Origin of the sequence: Planktosalinus lacus (assembly GCF_014640155.1) — a bacterium.
Lineage (GTDB): Bacteria > Bacteroidota > Bacteroidia > Flavobacteriales > Flavobacteriaceae > Planktosalinus > Planktosalinus lacus.
The window spans coordinates 39,359-63,370 of sequence record NZ_BMGK01000005.1 but is presented as its reverse complement, the minus strand read 5'-3'; the positions used below and the strand labels follow the sequence as shown (position 1 = coordinate 63,370).

General features: G+C 35.9%; 17 protein-coding genes. 10 read left to right on the top strand and 7 right to left on the bottom strand.

Annotated elements, in window-relative coordinates; translation table 11 throughout:
• Positions 1 to 48 precede the first annotated feature (48 nt).
• From IEV69_RS06970 to IEV69_RS06945, 6 genes are all read left to right on the top strand, one after another.
• Positions 49 to 651 (top strand): acyl carrier protein phosphodiesterase, encoded by a 603-nt coding sequence (locus IEV69_RS06970; RefSeq protein WP_188440903.1) that lies wholly within the window; start codon positions 49 to 51, stop codon positions 649 to 651.
• A 356-nt stretch (positions 652 to 1,007) separates the two neighbouring features.
• On the top strand, positions 1,008 to 2,021 hold the full coding sequence (locus IEV69_RS06965) for a hypothetical protein (protein ID WP_188440901.1): 1,014 nt from the start codon (positions 1,008 to 1,010) through the stop codon (positions 2,019 to 2,021).
• A gap of 84 nt (positions 2,022 to 2,105) precedes the next feature.
• The gene (gene uvrA, locus IEV69_RS06960; RefSeq protein ID WP_188440899.1) at positions 2,106 to 4,937 is read left to right on the top strand and encodes an excinuclease ABC subunit UvrA; all 2,832 of its coding nucleotides are present in this window, start codon (positions 2,106 to 2,108) and stop codon (positions 4,935 to 4,937) included.
• Between the two features lie 51 nt (positions 4,938 to 4,988).
• On the top strand, positions 4,989 to 5,678 hold the full coding sequence (locus IEV69_RS06955) for an LOG family protein (protein ID WP_188440897.1): 690 nt from the start codon (positions 4,989 to 4,991) through the stop codon (positions 5,676 to 5,678).
• 15 nt (positions 5,679 to 5,693) lie between these two features.
• Positions 5,694 to 6,932 (top strand): T9SS type A sorting domain-containing protein, encoded by a 1,239-nt coding sequence (locus IEV69_RS06950; RefSeq protein WP_188440896.1) that lies wholly within the window; start codon positions 5,694 to 5,696, stop codon positions 6,930 to 6,932.
• Positions 6,933 to 6,989: 57 nt separating this feature from the next.
• Entirely contained in the window at positions 6,990 to 9,752 is a 2,763-nt protein-coding gene (locus IEV69_RS06945; RefSeq protein ID WP_188440894.1) for a gluzincin family metallopeptidase, read from the top strand.
• 18 nt (positions 9,753 to 9,770) lie between these two features.
• Here IEV69_RS06945 and IEV69_RS06940 read toward each other — a convergent pair whose 3' ends face one another.
• From IEV69_RS06940 to IEV69_RS06920, 5 genes are all read right to left on the bottom strand, one after another.
• Positions 9,771 to 10,601 (bottom strand): CvfB family protein, encoded by an 831-nt coding sequence (locus IEV69_RS06940; RefSeq protein WP_188440892.1) that lies wholly within the window; start codon positions 10,599 to 10,601, stop codon positions 9,771 to 9,773.
• Positions 10,602 to 10,692: 91 nt separating this feature from the next.
• On the bottom strand, positions 10,693 to 11,034 hold the full coding sequence (locus IEV69_RS06935) for a DUF2853 family protein (RefSeq protein WP_188440890.1): 342 nt from the start codon (positions 11,032 to 11,034) through the stop codon (positions 10,693 to 10,695).
• A gap of 85 nt (positions 11,035 to 11,119) precedes the next feature.
• Positions 11,120 to 12,784 (bottom strand): 2-succinyl-5-enolpyruvyl-6-hydroxy-3-cyclohexene-1-carboxylic-acid synthase, encoded by a 1,665-nt coding sequence (menD, locus tag IEV69_RS06930; protein ID WP_188440888.1) that lies wholly within the window; start codon positions 12,782 to 12,784, stop codon positions 11,120 to 11,122.
• A 45-nt stretch (positions 12,785 to 12,829) separates the two neighbouring features.
• A complete protein-coding gene (locus IEV69_RS06925; RefSeq protein ID WP_188440886.1) occupies positions 12,830 to 13,945 on the bottom strand; it encodes a chorismate-binding protein in 1,116 nt (371 codons plus the stop codon).
• A 5-nt stretch (positions 13,946 to 13,950) separates the two neighbouring features.
• Positions 13,951 to 14,379, bottom strand: a complete 429-nt coding sequence (locus tag IEV69_RS06920) for a PaaI family thioesterase (protein ID WP_188440883.1) — start codon at positions 14,377 to 14,379, stop codon at positions 13,951 to 13,953.
• Between the two features lie 42 nt (positions 14,380 to 14,421).
• On the opposite strand from IEV69_RS06920, the gene IEV69_RS06915 reads away from it, so the two are divergent.
• Together IEV69_RS06915 and IEV69_RS06910 are read left to right on the top strand one after the other, a co-directional pair.
• A complete protein-coding gene (locus tag IEV69_RS06915; RefSeq protein ID WP_188440879.1) occupies positions 14,422 to 15,087 on the top strand; it encodes an alpha/beta hydrolase in 666 nt (221 codons plus the stop codon).
• 110 nt (positions 15,088 to 15,197) lie between these two features.
• Positions 15,198 to 15,911 (top strand): leucine-rich repeat domain-containing protein, encoded by a 714-nt coding sequence (locus IEV69_RS06910; protein ID WP_188440876.1) that lies wholly within the window; start codon positions 15,198 to 15,200, stop codon positions 15,909 to 15,911.
• Between the two features lie 86 nt (positions 15,912 to 15,997).
• Here the strand turns inward: IEV69_RS06910 and dnaK are convergent, their stop codons facing one another.
• Positions 15,998 to 17,914: a molecular chaperone DnaK gene (dnaK, locus tag IEV69_RS06905; RefSeq protein ID WP_188440874.1), complete on the bottom strand. Its 1,917-nt coding sequence runs from the start codon at positions 17,912 to 17,914 to the stop codon at positions 15,998 to 16,000.
• 296 nt (positions 17,915 to 18,210) lie between these two features.
• On the bottom strand, positions 18,211 to 19,671 hold the full coding sequence (locus IEV69_RS06900; RefSeq protein ID WP_188441269.1) for an aminoacyl-histidine dipeptidase: 1,461 nt from the start codon (positions 19,669 to 19,671) through the stop codon (positions 18,211 to 18,213).
• 88 nt (positions 19,672 to 19,759) lie between these two features.
• Here IEV69_RS06900 and IEV69_RS06895 point away from each other — a divergent pair, with 88 nt between their 5' ends.
• A complete protein-coding gene (locus tag IEV69_RS06895) occupies positions 19,760 to 20,827 on the top strand; it encodes a DUF3810 domain-containing protein (protein WP_188440872.1) in 1,068 nt (355 codons plus the stop codon).
• Between the two features lie 193 nt (positions 20,828 to 21,020).
• A complete protein-coding gene (locus tag IEV69_RS06890; protein ID WP_188440870.1) occupies positions 21,021 to 23,999 on the top strand; it encodes an amidohydrolase family protein in 2,979 nt (992 codons plus the stop codon).
• The last annotated feature ends 13 nt before the right edge of the window (positions 24,000 to 24,012 follow it).

Below are 24,012 nucleotides of genomic sequence, written 5' to 3'. Positions count from 1 at the left end.
TACAATTCCAAAACGGGATTACTTGAAAGGTATTTTGTAAATTGCCTTATGAATTTTTTAGCTCATATTTACTTATCAGGAAACGATAAAGATATTATTGTCGGAAATTTTATCGCTGATGGTATTAAAGGGAACACCTATTTAAATTACCCTATAGGCATTCAAAAAGGCATCTTATTACACAGAGAAATTGACACTTATACAGACGCACACCCCATTGTAAGACAAAGCACCAAAAGACTTCACAAAAACTATGGCCACTACAGCGGAATTATAGTTGATATACTCTATGATCATTTTTTAGCAAAAAACTGGAGCGAATACAGCGATATTCCTCTTGATATTTATGTTGAAAACTTCTACAACCTGTTAAACGAATATCATGAAGTGCTGCCAAATCGCATTCAGAGAATGTTACCTTACATGCTAACTGACAACTGGCTTTTGAGTTATGCTACTATTCCCGGTATCAGCAAAATACTTTATCAAATGAACTTTCGCACAAAAAACAAATCAAAGATGAACCTGGCTGTTGTTGAACTTGAAAAATACTACTCAAATTTTGAAAAAGAATTCACTGATTTTTTCAATGAACTGATACCCTTTTCCAATCAAAAACTTAATGAAATAAATAAACAATTTGATCTTTGATCAATTTCATTCCTTAATTTTGACTGCTAAAAATGACTTGTAGGAATTAAATTTATTTCTGTCTAAATTGACTTTCTAATATTGAAAATATTAATTTATGTAAGTAATTTACTACTTATTGTAAGAATTTTACTAAATTAGCGCACTTGTTAACTAATAACTAACACATTAAACAATAAACAGTAATACAATTGGGGATTAATTTTACCGGGTTTTAATACAAAAAAATTAAAATAATTTTGACAATTTAAATTTGATTATTTTGTAAGAAAATCCAATATATACTGATTTTTACCGCAAACTTTCTTGAATTAAAGTTTACTTTAATCTCCTTCTTTCTTACTGGATAACATTAAATGGGATATAAATCTTTTCTAAAAGATCTAGTTGCTCTTATACCACTCATATTAAGTGGTGTACTTGTTATTACCATTGGTTATTTTTTATGGGACAGGTATTATAATTCTCCAGAGTTTATAGATATTCTAAATTCGATTTTAAACACTACTCTTATCATAAGTGGTGTTCTGGCAGTAGTTATAATGTTTTATCTGGCTACAATTGTTATTAATCTCAGAAACAAAAGAAACAATATCGTCTCAGATTTAGATAATGTGACACAAAAAATGCACAATTTTAGAAATATCATTGACTTACTGTATCGCTCAAAAATGTGGCTTCCGGGCCTGAAGCAATACCTTGATGAGGAATATGCCAACTTAAACTTTTTCGAAGTAAAGGAGTTTTATAAAGGCTATTCAAAACTCGCAATTGAATTTTTACAGGAAAACCACCCATACCAAGATACTGAAAATCTTTATTTGGAATTAAAAGCACTGCTTTTAACTTCACCCAAAGAAAAAATTGTTACAGAAAACATTAGATACCCCCGCCATTACGATAAAGCCATTGTAGAAAAATGGTTGGAACACAAATGTGGTTCGGGGCTTTGGTATTATTTTGGTTATAAATTTGGGACCTATAAAAGTGCTCTTGACCTTGACGCAGTCTATGAGCGCCATCAGGATAAAATAATGACATTAGCACAGTCAATTGACAGCGAAGCTTTTGAAGACTCTTCTTTTAATGAAGTTTTTCTGTCAAAATTAGGCGAGTATATGAATAAGGATGTAATTCCAAAACTCTACCAGTTTCAAACTTTTGCAGCTCAAAAATTACCTAAAATGGTCAACTACATTTTTACTATTTTTATAACATTAGTCTTTTGTGGGGTATTATTACCCTTGATTTACAAAATGTTTGACCTGCATTCATTCCTGGCTATTTTAAGCATTTCTGTGACTGTCGGAACCATCTTTTACATTATGACTTCCTTCTATCAGTTTTTAACCAAAGAGATAGAAGTTTAAATCCAAAAAATCTTTCCTTTTATTTAACAGTTCACAATAAGTTGAACCCTAAAATTTTGAAGTGAAATAAGTATCTTTGCAGCTATGACAAAAAATGACGATTTCATTACTGTTTTAGGTGCACGCGTACACAACTTAAAAAATATTGATGTACAAATTCCCAGAGAAAAATTAGTAGTAATAACAGGGCTTTCAGGTAGTGGAAAGTCTTCGCTTGCTTTTGATACAATTTATGCAGAAGGCCAACGCAGATATATTGAAACATTTTCAGCCTATGCCCGCCAATTTTTAGGAGGCCTTGAACGCCCCGATGTTGATAAAATTGATGGACTGTCGCCGGTAATCGCTATTGAACAAAAAACTACCAGCAAAAGTCCCAGATCAACAGTAGGTACAATTACTGAATTATATGACTTTCTAAGGCTACTCTATGCAAGAGCTGCAGATGCATATAGCTATAACACCGGTGAAAAAATGGTGAGTTATAGTGATGAGCAAATCAAATCGCTCATAGCAAAAGACTATTCCAATAAAAAAGTTACAATTTTAGCTCCGGTAGTACGCAGTAGAAAAGGTCACTACAGAGATCTTTTTGAACAAATTGCAAAACAAGGGTTTCTAAAAGTAAGAGTTGATGGTGAACTTTTAGATATTACAAAAGGAATGAAAGTTGACCGGTATAAAACCCACGATATTGAAATAGTTATTGACAGATTACAGCTTGGAGAAAATACATCAATCCAAAATCGCCTGAACGAAGCCATTAAGACAGCGATGTATCATGGGGAAAATATCTTGATGCTTCTAGAACAAGACACGCAAGAAGTAAGATATTTTAGCAGAGCACTGATGTGTCCCAAAACAGGAATTTCTTACCCGCTTCCAGAGCCCAATAATTTTTCATTCAATTCGCCTAAAGGTATGTGCCCCAACTGCAATGGCTTAGGTCATCTTCATGAAGTGAATGTTGATAAAATTGTACCCAACAAAAAATTATCAATTCAGCAGGGAGCCTTGGCTCCGCAGGGACCTCAAAAAAACAACTGGATTTTCAAACAGCTGGAATTAATCGCAATAAGATACAATTTTAAGTTTACGGATCCCTTTGAAAAAATTCCGGCAGAAGCTGTTGAAATGATTTTATATGGCGGTAAAGAAAAATTTGAAATAGAGAGCAAATCTCTGGGAGTTACAAGAAACTACAAAATTGATTTTGAAGGTATTGCCAATTTCATTCAAAACACCTATAACACCAATGAGTCTACTTCACTGAAACGCTGGGCAAAAGAATTTATGAATCATATAACCTGCCCTGAGTGTGAAGGCAGCAGATTAAAAAAAGAGTCGCTATTTTTTAAAATAAACAATAAGAATATTGCACAACTGGCTGCAATGGATATTGACGAACTCCAACTTTGGTTTAAAGAACTTCCTGAAAAACTTTCAAAAAAACAATTTAAAATTGCTGAAGAAATTTTAAAAGAAGTCAATTCAAGAATTCAGTTTTTAACAGATGTGGGGTTAAATTATCTTTCACTAAACCGAAGCTCTAAATCTCTCTCTGGAGGAGAGGCACAGCGCATTCGCCTTGCAACTCAAATAGGCTCCCAGCTTGTAGGCGTTTTATACATTCTTGATGAGCCCAGCATTGGTTTGCACCAAAGAGATAACGCTCGGCTCATCAACGCACTTGAGCAACTTAGAGACCTTGGAAATTCAATCATTGTGGTTGAACACGATAAAGATATGATTGAAAAAGCAGACCACATCATTGATATTGGTCCAGCTGCCGGAAAACATGGTGGTGAAATTATATCTGAAGGTAAACCACAAGATGTGAAAACACACAAAACACTTACTGCAGACTACCTCAACAACACCAAAAAAATTGAAATACCAAAAGAAAGAAGAAAAGGAACCAATAAAAAAATAGTCCTAAAAAACGCTACCGGAAACAATCTTAAAAATGTAACATTGGAAATTCCACTTGGTAAGATGGTGGGAATCACCGGTGTTTCCGGAAGTGGTAAATCTACCTTGATTAATGAAACCCTTTATCCTATTTTAAATGCCCATTTTTTCAACGGAGTTAAAAAACCACTTCCCTATAAAAAGATTACAGGTCTTGAGCACATTGACAAAGTGATTGATGTGAATCAATCACCAATAGGCAGAACACCACGTTCCAATCCTGCGACTTATACCGGTGTATTTTCAGAAATTAGAAATCTATTTGCTAAAATGCCCGAAGCAATGATTAGAGGGTATAAACCGGGTCGTTTTAGTTTTAACGTAAAAGGTGGAAGATGTGAAACCTGCCAAGGTGGGGGTTTGAAAGTGATTGAAATGAACTTTTTGCCCGATGTTTATGTAGAATGTGAGACTTGTCAGGGAAAACGATTCAACAGAGAAACACTCGAAATCAGATACAAAGGAAAATCAATTTATGATATTTTGGAAATGACCATAAATGAAGCCGTTCCGTTTTTTGAACACATTCCAAAAATATTCCGAAAAATAAAAACCATACAAGATGTTGGTTTGGGATACATCACCTTAGGACAGCAATCTACAACACTTTCAGGAGGAGAAGCCCAGCGCGTAAAATTGGCAACTGAGCTTTCTAAAAGAGACACCGGAAGCACGCTTTACATTCTCGATGAACCCACAACAGGGCTTCACTTTGAAGATATTCGGGTATTACTGTTGGTTTTGAATAAACTGGTAGATAAAGGAAATACTGTTGTTATCATAGAACACAATCTGGATGTGATCAAAACTGTAGATCATATTATTGATATTGGCCCCGAAGGAGGAAAAAAAGGCGGAGAAATAATCGTTACCGGAACACCTGAGGAAGTTATTAAGCATAAAAGCAGTCATACTGCAAGATTCTTAAAAAAAGAATTAATTTAGCAAACAGCATTAGGATAAAATCAAATTAACCGGTTATAGTAATATAGATATATGAGAAGAGATAAACACTCCCGAGAATGGAATGAAGTAAAAACTAATGACTCCTGGGCAATTTTTAAAATAATGGGAGAATTTGTAAATGGATATGAAAAAATGAGCCGCATTGGTCCATGTGTATCTATTTTTGGTTCTGCTCGAACAAAGCCTGAAAACAAATATTATAAGTTGGCCGAAAAAATTGCTAAAAAAATTACTGAAAGTGGTTATGGTGTGATTACAGGTGGTGGCCCGGGTATTATGGAGGCAGGAAACAAAGGTGCACATCTTGCCGGAGGAACCTCAGTAGGGCTCAACATTGCACTTCCATTTGAACAGCATGACAACCCCTACATTGATAGCGATAAAAGTCTTGACTTTGATTATTTTTTTGTCAGAAAAGTAATGTTTGTGAAGTATTCACAAGGATTTGTTGTGATGCCCGGAGGTTTTGGAACGCTTGATGAACTTTTTGAAGCTTTGACTCTCATTCAAACCAATAAGATTGACAGTTTCCCAATTATTTTGGTAGGTACTGAATTCTGGTCAGGATTAATAGACTGGATCAAAAACACACTCTCAGAAAAATTTCAAAACATAAGCATTGGTGATATTGACCTGTTACATTTAGTTGATACTGAAGATGAAGTTTTACATATTTTGGACAGTTTCTATGGAGAATACAACTTAAGTCCAAACTTTTAATCTAATTATTTAAAAATGCCTTTAAAAAAATACATTCTCTATCTCCTTTTATTTGTTTTTCAAGGGCTCTTTGCCCAAGAAACAATTAAAACCATGTTTTACAATGTTTTTGACTTTCCATCTGCTCCACCTTCAAACAGACCTGTGTTACTTAAAGGTATTTTAGATACTTATGATCCTGACATTTTTATGATTTGTGAATTGGAAAACGAATTTGGTGCAGACCTTATTTTAAACAACTCCTTAAATGCAAATGGCACTAGTTATGAGCGAGCGCCCTATTTTGATAATCAATCAGGAAATGCTGAGTTGCAACAAATGATGTATTTCAAATCAGAAAAATTTTCATTAGCTGCCATAGATATTATTACAACAACCGTAAGAGATATTAACAGATATCGATTATTGATGAACACCATAGACCAAGCAACAAACCCCTTGTATCTTGATATATACGTAACACATCTAAAGTCAAGTACAGGAACATCCAACCAGCAATTACGTTTGCAAATGGTTACTCAACTGACAAATTATCTGGCGGCAATAGATTCAGATTCTTACGTGATTTTTGCCGGGGATTTAAACGTATACACAGCTTCTGAACCTGCATATCAACATCTCTTGGATCCAGATAATTCAATAACATTTGCAGACCCCATTGATGCTCCCGGATCATGGAATAATAATGCCAGCTTCTCTTATTTACACACTCAAAGCACTCGTTTGAGTAGTTCAGGCTTTGGAGGAGGAGCAGGCGGTGGACTTGATGACCGCTTTGATTTCATTCTTCTTTCTGAGAATATGTTTGACAATCCTGAAATGACCTATGTAGAAAACAGTTACAAAGCTTATGGAAATAACAGTAATTGCTTTAATGACAGAATTGACTCTCCCGAATGCAATGGCTTATATGAACAAAGCTTGCGGGATAATTTATATTTAATGAGCGACCACTTACCTGTTGTTATGGAGCTTCAAACTGACAGAACTTTATCATCTTCAAACTTTACAGCGACAGAATTAATTACCTTCCCTAAGGGAAATGTTACTTCGGACATTTTAGAACTAAAAATAAATAACCAGGTTTTAAACCAATTAGAATTTGAAATTTATAATGTTTTAGGACAAAAAATAAACACAGTAAACAATTCAAATAACCAACAAATACAAATAGATTTATCAGGAGTTGCTTCGGGAATGTATTACTTAAAAGTTGCACCTTACAACAAAACATATAAATTTATTAAAAGATAATTGAAAAAGAAGATTAAATTTTTGTGTTTCATTCTGGTGTTGTGCACTTTAAATAGTATGGCACAACATGACCTCCATATTGATGTTAAGCTGGAAACTAAAGAGCATCTTCTTCAAATACGCCAAAAGATAGTTTATAAAAACACTTCAGAGAATACACTGGACACTATTTATTTTCTCGATTGGGCAAATGCCTTTTCAAAAAAAACAACACCTCTGGCTAAACGATTTACAGATAATTTTCAAAGCCAGTTTCATTTTGAACGAAGTCACAAAAGAGGTAAAACTATTGTTCATTCTATTTCAAACGAAGAACTCAATAATTTACATTGGGAACGTGGCAAAGAAAGGGATATTCTAAAAGCTACTCCTCACAAACCCATAAAACCAGGTGAAAGTTATACATTCAATCTGGTATATGAAGTGAAATTACCTGACAGTAAATTTACTCGATATGGACATCTCAAAAATGGTGACTATAATTTAAGGTACTGGTTTATAACCCCCGCAGTTTTTAATGAAGACTGGAAACATTTCAGCCATAAAAATCTGGATGACTTTTATATGCCGCTTTCAAACATTAATATAAACTTTAAAACACCAGATTATTTTCATTTAACTTCCCAACTTGATGTGTTGAGTCAAAGAAAGGAAAATGGTTTTAAAAACACACAACTCTTTGGAATTAAACGAAATGCAGCTACAATCTATCTCAACCAGGAGCCAGCTTTTGAAGTGATAATAACTGATGATCTTGAAGTTCACACCAGTATAGATGACAAAGGTTTGTATCCACCATTAAAAGCCATTCAGATTGACCGAATTATTAAGTATCTTGAACAAGAGCTAGGGCCCTATCCATTCAAAAAAATGGTAGTCTCTAATGAAGATTACTTGCAAAACCCTGCTTGGGGACTCAATCAATTACCTAACTTTATTAGACCATTTCCTGATGGTTTTCAATATGATATTGAACAACTTAAAACCATCACCGGTGTTTATATTAAAAACACCATTCAAATCAATCCTCGTGAGGAACACTGGCTATTAAGTGCATTACAAATATATCTAATCAAAAAATATACAGATCGCTATTATCCTGACATGAAAATAGTTGGCAACCTCAGTAAAGTATGGGGGTTAAGATGGTTTCACGGTGCTCAATTAAATTTTAATGACCAATATCCACTTTTACACTTGAATTCTGCACGCTTAAACATTGACCAGCCATTAACTACTTCCAGAGATTCGCTCATTAAATTCAATGCAGAAATTGCTTCAGGATATAAAGGTGGTGTTGGTTTAAATTACCTGGAAAACTATTTGGGTGGTGAAACCTTATCAAAAAGTATTCAGGAGTTTTACAATCAATATGCGCTCAAAAGCACTTCAGTCTCTTCTTTTGAAACTATCTTAAAATCAAACACTCAAAAAAACATCAATTGGTTTTTTGAGGAGTTTGTGAGCACAAACAAAAAGTTGGATTATAAAATTAAAAAAATTGAACCCAGTGATGATTCACTCAAAGTCACAATAAAGAACAGACGTGAAAACGCAATGCCCTTTCCTCTTTTCGGAATGTATAAAAAAAACATAGTCCATACCCAATGGCAAGAAGGTTTTGACAGCACACAAACAATCACCATCCCAGCTTATGGTGCAGATAGGGTTGCTATTGATTATCATCAAATCCTACCGGAATTCAACAAACGAAATAATTACAAAAAAACCAGTGGCTTGTTTAACAAACCTATTCAGGTTAGGGTACTACAAGATGTTGAAGATCCTGAATATCATCAACTTTTTGTCATTCCAATATTTGAATACAACTTATATGACGGCCTTACTATAGGTTCTCGACTATACAATAAAACAGTATTGGCAAAAAACTTTCTTTTCAAACTTGATCCTCAGTTTGGCTTTACTTCAAAAACATTTGTTGGTGGAGGTAGTTTAAGGTATTTTCATGATTTTGAAAACAAAAAAATGTACTCCCTTCGGTTTGGAACTTCTTATAACAGGTTTTCGTATAACACGGATTTATTTTACAATAAATTTAATTTTTGGAGCACACTTGCTTTCAGGGAAAAAAACCTGAGAAGTAATAAAAGACGTTTTATCAATTTAAGAAATGTCTATGTAAAAAGAGATATTGATCTAGATGTAGTTATTCCTGAAGAACCAAACTACAATGTTATAAATTTTCAATATGTCTATGCCAATGTAAACTTAATAGACCATTTTACTTATAAGCTTGATTATGAGTTGGCCGATAAATTTCAAAAAATATATGCCACTATCCAATACAGGAAACTCTTTTTAAATAACCGCCAATTAAACTTAAGACTTTTTGCCGGAGCTTTCTTAAAAAATAATGATCGCTCTGGTTCAGATTATTTCAGTTTTGCACTCGATCGTCCCACTGATTACATGTTTGATTACAATTACTACGGGCGTTCAGAAAGTACTGGTTTATTTAGCCAACAGTTGATTATTGCTGAAGGTGGTTTTAAATCAAAATTTGAAACCCCTTTTGCCAATCGTTGGATATTAACTTTAAATTCAAGCACCAACATTTGGCGTTGGATATATGCATATGGTGATGTGGGTATGGTTAATAACAGAGGTTTGGGTACTCAAACTTTTTTTGATACCGGTGTTCGACTCAATCTTGTTGCAGATTATTTTGAATTGTATTTTCCGCTATATACAAGTAACGGTTGGGAGCCAGGATTAGACAGATATGACCAAAAAATTAGGTTTATTGTCACTTTAAACCCTGAAACATTGTTCAGGTTATTTACCAGAAGATGGTATTAATAATATTGAAGAGAAGATTTATAGAAGTTCAATACCATCATCTTTAATTGCAATCATTTTATCTTTATACAAAGCACCGATTGCTTTTTTAAATAATTTTTTGCTCAAACCCAGTTGATTTTTAATTTCGTCTGGAGATGATTTATCGTGCAGGGGTAAAAACCCACCGGCAGCTTTTAGTTCTTCATAAATAAACTCAGTATTGGGCTCAATGCTTTTATAACCTTCAGGCTGAATGACCACATCAATCTTACCGTCTGATCGCACTTTTTTGATATAGGCTTCCATTTTATCACCGGTGCGAATGTCTTCAAAAATATTTTCGATGTAAATCAACCCTTCGTGCTTTTGATTGATAATGACATTTGCTCCTTTTTCAGTTAAATGAGACACCAAGATGTTTACTTTATCAAATTTCTCAACACTGATATTATCATTATTTAGGTATTTTTTTGTTTTACTGGAACCCACCAAGCGATTGGTCTTTTCGTCAAGGTACATATAAGTTATATACCAGTTTCCCGCTTTCATGGGCCTCGCCTGTTCTTTAAAAGGAACAAATAAATGTTTTTCAAGACCCCAATCCATAAAGGCTCCTATTTGATTGACTTCCTCACATCTTAAATAGGCAAATTGATGGAGTTGAATAAATGGTTCAAGAGTCGTAGCAACCGGACGTTCTTCATGGTCGAGATAAACAAAAACCGAAAGAGTTTGCCATATTTTAAATTCTTTGGGCACATACTTATTTGGAAGTAACACCTCGTTGCCTTCTTCATCTGCTAAGTAAAGTCCCTGAGGCGTTTCTCTAATTATATCAAGACGATTGTATTGACCTATTTGAATCATAATTGTGCACAATTTTGCTGCAAAGGTAATCTAAAGTCACAAAAAAAGCGCCTTAAAATGGAGGCGCTTTTCTTTAATAAAATTTTGTTGTTTATTTATATGCTGCTTCTTTTTTGAAATGCTTGGTCAACAGATAGTAAACTACAGCTCTGTATTTGTTTCGGTTTGATTTACCATAAAGCTCCATTACAGCGTCAATACCTTTATCAAGATTGGGACCATCGCTTAGACCGAGTTTACCTAATAAAAAGTTCTTTTTTACTGTTTCTAATTCAGAAGGGTCTGAACCTGAAACTGTTGCAGCATCTGCATTATATATAGAAGGACCACAACCAATAGTTACTTTTGTCAATAAATCCATATCTGGATTTACTTTGCATTTGTCTTTTAAATCTGCAGCATATTTTGAAATTAATTCCTCTCTTTTACTCATAATTTGATTTTTTAAGGGTTAATGTTTTAAATTTAACGATTTAACTAGTAAAATTAAGGGATTGAAAGTTAAATTAACATTAAAATTATTTAATGAATTTAAAGTAATCTAATAAAACCTGATCATTGAATTCTCTTGGGGTAAAAATTTCGAGAAGTCGGGGTTGTTTTGATTTATTGAAGAATTTTTTCAATGTATCTTCTAATTGTATTTCCTTGGTTACAGACATATAATCCACTTGAAACATATCACACAAACTACTGGCGTTTAAATTGTGAATGGTTTCAAAATAAGTGTCAAAATTTGGAGTGTTTTTGTCACCTGGAAGAATTCTGAAAATACCACCGCCATGATTGTTGATAAGAATAATTCTGAAATTTGCCGAAATATAATTGTTCCACAACGCATTGGAATCATAAAAAAAGCTAAGATCACCCGTTAGGAAAGTGACTGCTTCATTTGAAGTAACCGAAAATCCAATTGCAGTTGAAGTACTTCCATCAATACCACTGGTTCCGCGGTTGCAATAAACACTGATTGATGAATCAAGAGTAAAAAGCTGAGCATATCTTATTGCTGAACTGTTACTGATATGCAAAACACTGTACTTTGGTAACGTCTTAAATAAATGATTAAACACTTTTAAATCGCTATAATCGATGGTATTTAAATATTCGTCATGTTTTAACTCTCTGTATTTTTTCTTGAGAAGCCAGGTTTTCTGAAAATCAGATTTTTTTAATTTTGTTTCCTTAAAAAAATCTGTGAAAAAATCATTTGGGTTTTGCTTAAAGTGTTTTGACAAGGTAAAAAAAGTATCATAAGCCTTTTTATCGTCAATATGCCAATGATGAGTCGCTGGATATTTTCGTAAAAATGATTTTACTTTTTTTGATACAACCATTCCTCCTATTGTTACCAATATTTCGGGTTGTAGAGCTTCAAATTCTTCGGGTGTAAATGATGCAATCAGCTTATCTATGGAACATATAAAATGATCATGGTGTAAATTTGAGGTTGCTTCAGTAAAAACCAGTACACTGGGGTCTTCAGCGAGAGATAGAACAACTTCATTCTCTAAACTTTTCGGATTTAAAACTCCTGTTAAAATTATTTTTCGCTTAGATGAATTCCAGAGTGCTGCATATTCACTCAAATCTTCTTTGTTGGTTTCACTTTTATTGTTTACAGGTACATTTTGTGGAAACACAGATGTCTGATCACTTTTACCATATAGTGGTTCTTCAAAAGGGGCATTGATATGTACAGGTCCTCTTAACTCTATTGAAGAATTAATGGCCACATTAATTTGAACTTCATTTTCTTTTTGAGAAGTATCTTCAACTTTAAGATTTGCGGAATATAAAATGTGATTTTGAAATACATCTTCCTGTCTGATTGTTTGGCCATCCCCAATGTCAATAAATTCTGGTGGACGGTCTGCAGATATTACAACCAATGGAATATCACTGTAAAAAGCTTCAGCAATGGCTGGATAAAAATTCAACACTGCTGAGCCCGAAGTACAAACTACTGCAGCCGGATTACCTGTTTGCTGTGAAATACCCATTGCAAAAAAAGCAGCGGCACGTTCATCTACTATACTGTAAACTTTAAAATAAGGGTTTTCTGTAAAACCAATTGTTAAAGGTGCATTTCTTGATCCCGGACAAATTACAATATGCTGAATGTCTTTGGCTTGACAAAGCTGAACAATAGTCTGTGCTAAAGGAATGTTTGAATGAATCATCTACAAGACAAAGGTATCAAACAAAAGCAGCATAAAAAACAGAAATCAAGATAAAATTTGCATTATTGTACCCGCTTTGTGAACTGTTTCATTCCACTCATCTTCCGGGTTTGAATCCTTTGTAATTCCACCACCGACATATAATGTTGCGATGCCTTTGTTAATTTTCATACATCTAAGGTTCACATACAAATCGGCATAAGAATTATCTGTTTTTTCTTTATCTGTAAAAGTTGTATCAAGATAATTTAATTCACCCAGAAAACCTGTGTAAAATTCCCTGTCATAAAATTCATTTTCCAAAATAAATTGCTTGGCTTCATCTGTGGGCAAGCCACAAACAGCTGGTGTGGGATGCAGTTTTTTAATTAAACATGGAATATCACACAAACGGGTGTTGATTGTGCCACCTACATCAGTTTTGATGTGCATAATATTTCCAGCCTTGTAAGTTGTAGGTTTTGAAATCATTAAAATGGGGACAACTTTTTCTAAAGCTTTTTCTAAAAAACTTGTTACCATCATTTGTTCTTCCTTTTCTTTTTCTGTCCACATAGCCTTTCCATTTATATCCTCTTTATGTGTGCCGGCTAAAGCCATTGTTCTGAAAGTTTTATTTTCTAAAGAAAAGAGTGATTCGGGCGATGCCCCCATCCATAAACCAACAGATGGATGATACCAGCAATATACAAAGGCTGAAGGGTAACTTACTAAAAGTCGCTCATACATAATCAGCAGTTCTTTTCCTGAATTAAGGGGTTGAATTTTCACCTCTTCCCTTCTTGAAAGCACCACCTTTTTTAAAGTATTGCTTTCAATATTTTCAATTCCTTTTAAGACTAATTTTAAATGGTCAGATTTTAAAATTTCATTTTCAGGAGTAAGTTTTGAAACCTTCGGCTCGGGAATTTCTTCCTCTTTTTTTGGATAGGAAACTGTAAGTAATTCAGATTTGCTAACTGGAAATATCAAAGCGTTTAGCTCTGTATCGAAGGGAGCAAATACAAAACCACTTTCTTTAAAATCGGAAGTTATATAAAGTTTATCATCTTGTTGTAAAACCCCCCTGATTTCATTTTTATTTGGCTTTCTATAAATTGCAAAAGGCAACTCATCGGCATAATGCTTTTGAATCACAGCATATAAACTGTCTAAATCCATAAAAGTTAAGATTTTTTGGCGGGGATGGTTATTGTCATTAATTTGATTAAAGATACTAATTCTTTGTCAGAATTTAAAATTTTGATTTGCCAAAGCTGAGTGGTCCTTCCTTTGTGAATTAAAGTGGCAACGGCATCTACAAACCCATCTCTTACAGACTTAACGTGGTTTGCAGATATTTCTATGCCACGAATCATAAAGTTTTCAGAGTCCAAAAAAATGTAAGCACCGGCACTACCCACACTTTCTGCTAAAGCTACTGAAGCCCCTCCGTGCAATACACCATCCGGTTGATGAACTTTTGGTGTCACCGGCATCCTGGCAGTAAGCGAGTTTTCAGTGAAATCGATAAACTCTATCTCTAATGTTTCCATAAGTGTATTTTTACACATGGCATTGCACCTTTTAAGGATTGCTTCTTTACTGTTTTCCATAGCTTTCAATTACCTTTGTAAAATTACAAAAATCAAAATAGAATGCACAGTCTCGAAAAAGAAGTTTCATATAAAACAATCAACACTTATTCCACGCTTAATGAGCACACTGAAAACACCAAAAACATATGGGTGTGTTTTCACGGTTTAGGCTATTTAAGTAAGTATTTTATCAATTATTTTCAAGACTTGGATCAAGAAAAGAATTATATAATTGCCCCTCAAGCCCCTTCAAAGTATTATCAAGGTAAAAGTTTTAAATATGTGGGAGCTTCCTGGCTCACCAAAGAAAACACGATGTTGGAAACTCAAAATGTTTTAAAATATCTGGATGCTGTATATGCCAATGAAAATCTTCAAAATTCATTAAATAAACTCATCCTGTTTGGTTTTTCACAAGGTGTTTCGGTTGGTTTAAGATGGGTGGCACATCGCAAAATTAATTGCAAAGCAATACTCATTCATTCGGGTGGAATTCCAAAAGAACTCACTGCTGCTGACTTCACATTTTTATCTGAAAACACAAAAGTGTATTTAATTTATGGAAAACAGGATGAATACATAAATGAAGAGCGTATTCAAGCTGAAAAATTGTTAGCCGAAAAATTGTTTGGAAAACGAATAAACATTATGTCTTTTGATGGAAAACATATTGTAAACACAACCTTAATAGCAAAGATTGCAAAAGAGCTGTCCGAGTCTAATTAACTCATATGCAATTTTTTGTATTATGCATTTCATCGAATATATTTGCAGATTAACTTAAGTTATTCTTATCTTCGTTATCAATTAAAGATTTAACCCAAATTAATCTACTTATGAAAGCATTAACCGCACTCTTTGCTTTATGCGTAATCTTTAGTACGACAGCGCAAATTTCAACCACTGAAAGACAAGCTCTTGAAGATTTTTTCCACAGTACAAACGGAACTGATTGGAATACTGAATGGGACTTAAACAAACCTGTAGAAACTTGGCACGGTGTTCAAATAACCAACAATACAGTAACAGGAATTGAATTAGGATTCAATAACCTTCAGGGAGAAATACCGGCTTCTATCCAAGACTTGAAAAACCTGGAAACTCTAAAATTATTTTTTAATCAGCTTAGTGGAGAAATACCCACTGAAATTGGTACCCTTAAAAAATTGAAAGTTCTTGATCTAAACAGCAATTTAATTTCAGGATCCATTCCATCTTCAATTTATGGGTTAGACCAGCTTGAAAGGTTGTTGTTGAGTAGTAATAATTTTACAGGTGTGGTGCCCTCTGAGATTTCAGAACTTAAAAATTTAAAAACATTAGTGCTTTTTGACAATCACTTTTTTGGTGATTTCCCGGTAGCAATTTCCAGATTAAATAACTTAGAAGAGATAGTAATTGCTGAAAACAACTTCAACTCAGAAAGTCTCAAAACTTCTTTAGCTTCTCTTTCAAAAAATGGAATTAAAATTGACTTCGATGAATTTAAGAATGGAACTCAAAATACAGAGTTTGCTATTTTAGTAATTGAAGATGAAGAGAATGATTAATTAAATTTAGCTATATATATCAAATAAAAAGAGCGTTTCTCAATTGAGAAACGCTCTTTTTATTTATGTGTGATTTGAAGGTTTTATTATTTAACTTCCTCAAAGTCTACGTCTTCAACATCACTGCTTTCTGAAGATTCGCCTGAAGGTGCATTTGCATCATCATCTCCGCCCGGAGCAGCTCCACCTTGTTGTGCTTCTGCTTGTGCTTTGTACATTTCTTCTGAAGCAGTTTTCCAAGCCTCATTGATTTTATCTAAAGCAGGTTGAATTACTTCCAGGTCTTTAGTTTCAAAAGCTTTTTTCAATTCTTCCAATGCTTCTTCGATTGGTTTTTTCTTATCATCTGATAATTTATCACCAAACTCTTTCAACTGACTTTCAGTTTGAAAAATCATAGCATCGGCTTCGTTTAACTTGTCTGCTTTTTCTTTGGCAGCTTTGTCACTTTCAGCATTTGCTTCAGCATCAGCTTTCATTTTTTGAATTTCTTCTTCAGTTAATCCTGAAGAGGCTTCAATTCTTATGTCCTGAGATTTATTGGTTGCTTTATCTGTAGCACTCACTTTGATAATACCATTGGCATCAATATCAAAAGTTACCTCAATCTGTGGCGTTCCTCTTCTTGCCGGTGGAATTCCGTCAAGGTGAAAGCGACCTATCGTTTTATTATCGACAGCCATAGGACGTTCTCCTTGCAACACGTGAATTTCAACACTTGGTTGATTGTCTGCAGCTGTAGAAAAAACCTGTGACTTCTTAGTTGGTATGGTAGTATTGGCCTCAATTAATTTGGTCATTACACCACCCATTGTTTCAATACCTAAAGATAGGGGAGTCACATCCAGTAACAATACATCTTTTACATCTCCAGTCAATACACCTCCCTGGATGGCAGCACCAATAGCTACAACCTCATCAGGATTAACGCCTTTGCTGGGTGATTTACCAAAAAACTTCTCAACTGCTTCCTGAACAGCTGGAATACGTGTTGATCCTCCTACAAGGATAATTTCATCAATATCACTTTTTGAAATTCCTGCAGCCTTAATAGCTTTTTCACAAGGTGCAATGGTTCTTTTTACAAGATCAGCAATTAACTGCTCAAACTTCGATCTTGATAACGTTCGCACAAGGTGTTTTGGTCCACTAGATGTAGCTGTTACATAAGGTAAGTTGATTTCGGTTTGTGTTGAAGATGATAATTCAATTTTAGCTTTCTCAGCTGCTTCTTTCAAACGCTGAAGTGCCATAGGATCTTTTCTAAGGTCCATATCTTCTTCAGATTTAAATTCTTCAGCAAGCCAGTTAATTATCTTTTGGTCAACATCGTCACCTCCTAAGTGTGTATCACCATCGGTTGAAAGTACTTCAAAAACGCCGTCACCTAATTCAAGGATAGAAACATCATGGGTTCCTCCACCAAAGTCAAATACAACAATTTTTTGGTCTTTTCCCTTTTTGTCTAAACCATATGCTAAGGCTGCTGCTGTAGGCTCGTTAATAATTCGTCTCACTTTCAAACCTGCAATTTCTCCAGCCTCTTTGGTTGCCTGACGTTGAGCATCATTAAAATATGCAGGAACAGTAATTACTGCTTCTGAAACAGATTGCCCTAAATAATCTTCAGCTGTTTTCTTCATCTTTTGAAGAATCATTGCTGAGAGTTCTTGTGGAGTATACATTCTTCCATCAATGTCAACTCTGGCAGTATCGTTATCACCTTTTACTACTTTGTAAGCTGCATCTTCTGCTTCTTTTTTAGACTCAGAATATTTATTTCCCATAAAACGCTTGATAGAAGCAATCGTTTTTGTAGGATTAGTTACTGCCTGACGTTTTGCAGGGTCTCCCACTTTAATTTCACCACCTTCTACAAAGGCTATTACAGAAGGTGTTGTTCTTTTACCTTCGGCATTAGGAATAACCGTTGGCTCGCTACCTTCCATCACGGCTACACAGGAGTTGGTTGTTCCTAAGTCGATTCCAATTATTTTACTCATAACTTATATTTAAAAATTTACTAGATTTATTTTTTAACTCACTACCTATTAGACAATGATTGTGCCAGCGGAAAGATTATGACAGGTTGGCAGTTTTATGTTTTCTGAATATTAAAAAGGTATTTTCAAGGCTAGGGCTTTTAAAATATCTCAACCATAACTTGCTATTTCACCCATTCAGGTATTTAATTTACTTTAAAGGAAAATTGCATTATAAAATAATGGACTGATATTATATAATAATAGTATCAGTCCGGAAATCAATTAAAAATTTGCTCGTTTAGTTCTATAGATGTTTATTTTTTCGGGATGTTTTCTAAAATTTCCAGCACAAATTTCCAGTATTTTTGAGCAGAGGAAATACTTGCACGTTCGTCAGGTGAATGTGCACCTCTAATAGTAGGCCCAAAAGAAATCATATCCATACCTGGATAATTTTTTCCTAAAATACCGCATTCAAGCCCGGCGTGACAAGCGGCTATATTGGCTTTTTGGTTATTCATTTTAAAATAAATTTCATCAAGAACTTTTAAAATAGCACTGTCAGGATTGGGTTCCCAACCGGGATAATCACCGGTCAATGTGACTTCACAGCCCATCAACTCAAAATTAGAGCGTAAACTGTTTGCCAAGTCCATTTTAGAACTCTCCACTGAAGATCGTGTCAAACAGCCAATGTGAATCTTACCATCTTTCACCAAAACACGTGCTATATTGTTTGAAGTTTCAACTAAATCTTCAATCGCCGGGCTCATTCTGAAAACCCCATTATGTGCGGCATAAATTGACTTTACTAAAAGTTCCTGAGCATCGGTGTCCATAACTTTTTCAGGCTTAGTCGCTTCAATGAATTCAATTTTTAGAGTAGGTTCGAGGGTTTTGTATTCGGCATTGATATCCTGAACCAAAAGCTTCATTTCGGCTAAAAAGGCTTCTTTTTGGGTGTTTGAAAGAACAACCTGAGCATTGCTTTCTCGAGGTATGGCATTGCGAAGACTCCCCCCATCAATAAATGCTACTTGAACACTAAACTCCTCAGTGGCTTTAAAAAGCAATCGGTTCATCAGTTTGTTGGCATTGCCTAGCCCTTTGTGGATATCCATTCCACTATGTCCACCTTGCAATCCTTTAACAGTTATAAGGTAAGCAGTACTGTTTTCTTTGGACTTTTCGGAAATGTAATTTCGGGTAGCAGTAACATCAATCCCACCGGCACAACCAATTCCTATTTCATCATCTTCTTCGGTGTCGAGATTTAACAATATTTCACCTTTTAGTAACCCTCCCTCAAGTCCTATTGCACCAGTCATTCCCGTTTCCTCATCAATGGTAAACAATGCTTCAAGTGGAGGATGTTTAATTTCATTGCTTTCCAGTATCGCCATAATAGTAGCTACACCTAAGCCATTATCAGCTCCTAATGTTGTTCCACGAGCGCGCACCCAATCTCCATCTACATACATATCGATGCCCTGCGTATCAAAATCAAAGTCGGTATCGTTGTTTTTTTGATGTACCATATCCAAATGCGACTGCATCACAATGGGTTTGCGATCTTCCATTCCGGGGCTGGCGGGCTTTTTGATAATGACGTTACCTACTTTATCCACAAAGGTTTCAAAACCCAGGTTTTCGCCAAAGTTTTTCATAAAGGCGATGATTTGTTCTTCTTTCTTGGAAGCTCTTGGAACTGCATTCAAATCTGCAAACTTATTCCAAAGAACATTGGGTTTTAAATTTCTTATTTCCTGACTCATATATTTTTTTGATTTTGCACAAAGGTAAAGAATTGTTTTGGCTTCAATTTTCAATCGTTTCAAAAATTTGCTCTATTTTAGAGGCAAAATGAATAGACGCACTAAAATCATCCTCACCCTCCTGCTTGTGGCCCAAATGATAGGCCTGAGGGTCTTATCATACTTCCCGGAGTTTGTTGAAAAATATTACAGTTTAGGTATCTTTCCCGTATTGTCAAGAATTTCAAGATATCTTTTTGGGTGGATTCCTTTTTCGGTAGGAGATTTGTTTTACAGCGCTTTGGTTATTTTGGCATTGAGATGGCTTTATTTCAATATAAAAAGGATTACCAAGAAACCTGTCGGTTTTTTCCTAGACATTACAGCTACACTTTCTATAGCATATTTTGTCTTTAATGTAATGTGGGGATTTAATTACTACCGAGTTCCGTTGCATCAAACATTAAAGGTTGACCGCGAATACACTACAGAAGAGTTGGTTTCATTTACAGAACAATTGATATTAAAAGCCAGTGAACTTCACAATTCACTCGCTGAAAATGATTCGGTTAAAGTTCAAATTCCTTATACTCACAGCGAAATATTTAATATTTCTACAAATGGCTATGAAACCCTAAGCAAGAGGTTTCCAAGCTTTTCATACCATCCTATTAGCATCAAAGCTTCAACTTGGAGTTTAGGGTTAACCTATATGGGATATAGCGGATATTACAACCCATTTACAGCCGAAGCTCAGGTAAATGATATGATTCTTGGGCATAGGTTTGCTGTAGTTACATGTCATGAAAAAGCACATCAATTAGGTTATGCTGCCGAAAATGAAGCCAACTTTTTAGCTTATTTATCTGCTACACATAATAAAGATACTTACTTTGAATACACAGGAACTATTTTTGCTTTGCGGTATTGTGTCAATGAGTTAGCAAGAAGAGATATGAAATTGTATGAAGAAATTATTGAAACTGTCCCCTTTGGAATTCTTGAAAGCTACCGAGAGGTGAGGGAGTTTTGGAATTCATATTCAGGTCCCACCGAGTGGGTATCTAAAGTATTTTTTGACACCTTTTTAAAAGCCAACAATCAGGAGAAAGGTTTAAAAAGTTACAGTTATATGGTAGCATTACTCGTCAATTATCACAAAAAAAATGCTTTGTAATGATAAATTAAAATCTTAAAGTGTTGTTAAAATAGGTTTTAGCAAGAACTTTTAATGACAAGTGTTTTTATATTTAAAAATTAAACTAAATAATCGATCCTAAGGTATGTTCATCCACAATCTTTTACAACACTTCCATATTAAATTGTGTAGTCATATTTATTTTCTTCTAAAAACTAATCTTATTTAACAAATGAAAAAACTTTTATTACTATTCCCCACAATTCTGTGTGCACTTTTAGTTTCATCACAGGAATATTTTCCGAAAAATGATGGGGTAAGTCACCCCAACAACACATTTACAGCATTTACCAATGCAACCATCTATGTCACCCCTTCTCAAAAGATTGAGGGCGGAACCCTACTGGTGCAGAATGGCAAGGTTGTAAATGTGGGAAAAAATGTAACGGTACCCGCAAATGCGACCACCGTTGACCTGCAAGGCAAACACATCTACCCTTCCTTTGTGGACCCTTACACTGATTTTGGTGTTGAAAAGCCAAAACGTCAAGGCGGTGGCCGGTCTGCCCAATATGAACCTTCCCGAAGCGGCTACTACTGGAATGACCACATAAGAACAGATATCAACGCTTATGAAAAGTTCAAGTTTGATGACAAAAAAGCAAAAGAATTTGTGGAAGCAGGCTTTGGAGCGGTAAGTACACATCATCAGGATGGAGTTGCCCGCGGAACCGGTATGGTCGTTGCCTTAAACACCCAGGGGAACAATAACGAACGTGTGTTGCAGCAAAAAGCTACGCAACATTTTTCATTTTCGCGCAGTCTTGAAATGCAACAGGCTTATCCCAGTTCGGTGATGGGGTCTATGGCACTATTGCGTCAAATGTATTATGATGCCCAATGGTATGAAGACGGAAACAGCACCACCAAAGACCTGGCTCTGGAAGCGTTAATTGCGCATAAAAACCTCCCCTCCATATTTGAATCCGGTGACAAGCTCAACAACCTGAGGGCCGACAAAGTAGGAGACGTTTTTGACATCCAATACACCATTGTTGGGAGCGGCTATGAATATGAAAACATCAACGAAGTCAAGGCAACCAATGCAACCTATATCATCCCCCTCAACTTCCCGGATGCCTATGATGTTTCCAATACCTATCAGGCAGCTTATGTCTCGCTTTCAGATATGCGCAGATGGAACCAGGCACCGCAAAACCCAAAAACACTGGCAGACAATAACATCACCTTTGCGTTTACCACGCACGACTTAAAGTCGCCCAAAGAATTAATAGCCAAAGTGCGAAAAGCCATGGAATATGGCCTTACGTTTGAAAAAGCTTTGGAGGCACTCACTACTGTTCCCGCACAGATTTTAAAGAACAACCGCGTCGGAAACCTCAACACCAATGCACACGCTAACTTTATCATCACCTCAGGTCCCCTTTTTGAAAAGGAAACTACCCTCTATGAAAACTGGATACAGGGAGGAAGACACGAAATCAATGATATGTCCCAAAAGGACATCCGTGGGAAGTATGAGTTAATGGTTGCAGGTACTGCTTATGAATTGGCAATCACCGGTGAACCCGGAAAACCCAAAGCGGAAGTCAAACAAGACACCGTGAAACACAAAAGCAATTTAAGCTACACTAAAAAATGGATGGAGCTGTCTTTTACCAAAGACGATGAAACCTACCGCATGACCGGGATTGTAAGTAATACTTCAGACGACCTTTCCGGAAGGCTGGTATTGCCAAACGGGAACGAGACCAGCTTCAGGGCACGAAAAACAGGCCCTGCAGAAGAAGCCGGTGAAGAAAAGAAAGCGGAAGAAAAAAGTAGCCCGCAAGTCATGCCAGTTACCTATCCTAACATCGCATATGGCAACTCGACCCTTCCCAGGGCGCAGGACATTTTGTTTAAAAATGCCACGGTTTGGACAGGCGAAGAAGCCGGTATCCTGGAAGAAACCGATGTGCTTATCAAAAACGGAAAGATTTCAAGAATAGGAAAAAACCTCTCTGCAGGAGGCGCCCAAGTGGTAGATGCTACCGGTAAGCACCTCACGGCAGGGATTATTGATGAACACTCTCACCTGGCCCTTTCGTCAGTAAACGAAGGCGGCCACAACTCTTCTGCAGAAGTAACGATGGAAGATGTGGTTGATCCTGATGATATAGGTGTATACAGAGCTTTGGCCGGAGGTGTGACCTCAGCACAGTTGCTTCACGGCTCGGCAAACCCCATTGGCGGTCGCTCTGCGGTTGTAAAATTCAAGTGGGGAGAAAATGCCGAGAATATGATTTATGACAATTCGCCCAAGTTTATCAAGTTTGCATTGGGAGAAAATGTAAAACAATCCAACTGGGGATCAAACAGTCGTTTTCCACAATCCAGAATGGGTGTTGAACAGGTCTTTACAGATTACTTTAACCAAGCCCTGGAATATGAAGCGAAGAAGAAAAGCGGAAAGCCCTATAGACATGACGAAGAAATGGAAACCCTTGTTGAAATCCTCAACGGTGACCGCTACATAAGCTGTCACTCCTATGTGCAAAGCGAAATCAACATGTTGATGAAAGTTGCTGAAAAATTTGATTTCAATATAAACACCTTTACACACATTCTGGAAGGCTATAAAGTAGCAGAGACGATGGAGAAACACGGTGTCGTGGGTGCTTCTACCTTCAGTGACTGGTGGGGATATAAGTATGAAGTGAATGATGCAATACCCTATAATGCTGCCATAATGTATAATGCAGGCCTGAATGTGAGCATCAACAGTGATGATGGTGAGATGATCAGGAGATTGAATCAGGAAGCCGCTAAAACAGTTAAGTATGGCGGTGTGCCCGAATATGAAGCCTGGAAGATGGTGACCATCAACCCGGCGAAAATGCTGCATATCGATGACCGTGTAGGTAGTATCAAAGAAGGAAAAGACGCTGATGTAGTGTTGTGGAACGACCACCCGCTATCGATGTATTCCAAACCCGAAAAGACCTTGATTGAAGGGGCGGTTTACTTTGACCTGGAGCAGGACCTCCAAAAACGCAATGCCGTTAAAAAAGAACGCAACGATTTAATCACCATGATGCTTAACGAGAAAAACGGTGGCGGCAAAACACAAGCACCCCGTCAAAAACCGCAACGTGATTTCCATTGTGAAACAGATCACCTGGAAGAAGGGTTTCACACACATCACTAATCAAACGAATGCT